The 1,567-nt window shown below is 57.0% G+C and carries 1 rRNA gene (running past one end of the window); it reads left to right on the top strand.

The features are described 5' to 3' along the window. Positions 1-1,567 (top strand): 23S ribosomal RNA (locus tag ABZ920_RS30450) (its annotated part continues 1,272 nt past the right edge of the window); the annotation flags it as partial.

Raw genomic sequence — 1,567 nt, 5'->3', positions numbered from 1 at the left:
AGAAACCGTTGATGTAGGCGAAGGACATGCGAAAGGTCCGGCGTAGAGGGTAAGACCCCCGTAGTCGAAACGTCAGCGGCTCGTTTGAGAGACACCCAAGTAGCACGGGGCCCGAGAAATCCCGTGTGAATCTGGCGGGACCACCCGCTAAGCCTAAATATTCCCTGGTGACCGATAGCGGATAGTACCGTGAGGGAATGGTGAAAAGTACCCCGGGAGGGGAGTGAAATAGTACCTGAAACCGTGTGCCTACAAGCCGTGGGAGCGTCGGAATGGAGCTTGCTCTGTTCTCGTGACTGCGTGCCTTTTGAAGAATGAGCCTGCGAGTTTGCGGTGTGTTGCGAGGTTAACCCGGGTGGGGAAGCCGTAGCGAAAGCGAGTCCGAATAGGGCGCTGTAGTAGCACGCTCAAGACCCGAAGCGGAGTGATCTAGCCATGGGCAGGTTGAAGCGGAGGTAAGACTTCGTGGAGGACCGAACCCACCAGGGTTGAAAACCTGGGGGATGACCTGTGGTTAGGGGTGAAAGGCCAATCAAACTCCGTGATAGCTGGTTCTCCCCGAAATGCATTTAGGTGCAGCGTCGTGTGTTTCTTGCCGGAGGTAGAGCACTGGATAGGCGATGGGCCCTACCGGGTTACTGACCTTAGCCAAACTCCGAATGCCGGTAAGTGAGAGCGCGGCAGTGAGACTGTGGGGGATAAGCTCCATGGTCGAGAGGGAAACAGCCCAGAGCATCGACTAAGGCCCCTAAGCGTACGCTAAGTGGGAAAGGATGTGGAGTCGCACAGACAACCAGGAGGTTGGCTTAGAAGCAGCCACCCTTGAAAGAGTGCGTAATAGCTCACTGGTCTAGTGATTCCGCGCCGACAATGTAGCGGGGCTCAAGCGTACCGCCGAAGTCGTGTCATTGCAGCATAACGGCCAACGCCGGCTGTGATGGGTAGGGGAGCGTCGTCTGCCGGGTGAAGCAGCACCGGAAGGTAGTTGTGGACGGTTGACGAGTGAGAATGCAGGCATGAGTAGCGATTCACACGTGAGAAACGTGTGCGCCGATTGACCAAGGGTTCCTGGGTCAAGCTGATCTGCCCAGGGTAAGTCGGGACCTAAGGCGAGGCCGACAGGCGTAGTCGATGGATAACCGGTTGATATTCCGGTACCCGCTGTGAAGCGTCAAACATCGAATCCAGTGATGCTAAGACCGTGAAGCCGTCGGTGATCCCTTCGGGGTGATCCGGAGTGGTGGAGCCGTCGAACCAGGCTGGTAGTAGGTGAGTGATGGGGTGACGCAGGAAGGTAGTCCATCCCGGGCGGTGGTTGTCCCGGGGTAAGGGTGTAGGACGGTGTGCAGGTAAATCCGTGCACCTTGTGTCTGAGACCTGATGCCGAGCCGATTGTGGCGAAGTGGATGATCCTATGCTGTCGAGAAAAGCCTCTAGCGAGTTTCATGGCGGCCCGTACCCTAAACCGACTCAGGTGGTCTGGTAGAGAATACCGAGGCGTTCGGGTGAACTATGGTTAAGGAACTCGGCAAAATGCCCCCGTAACTTCGGGAGAAGGGGGGCCACT

The sequence above is a fragment of the Streptomyces sp. NPDC046831 genome, assembly GCF_040645305.1.
GTDB lineage: Bacteria > Actinomycetota > Actinomycetes > Streptomycetales > Streptomycetaceae > Streptomyces.
Note: the sequence above shows the minus strand (reverse complement) of the source record. Positions and strands in the feature narration are given on the sequence as shown.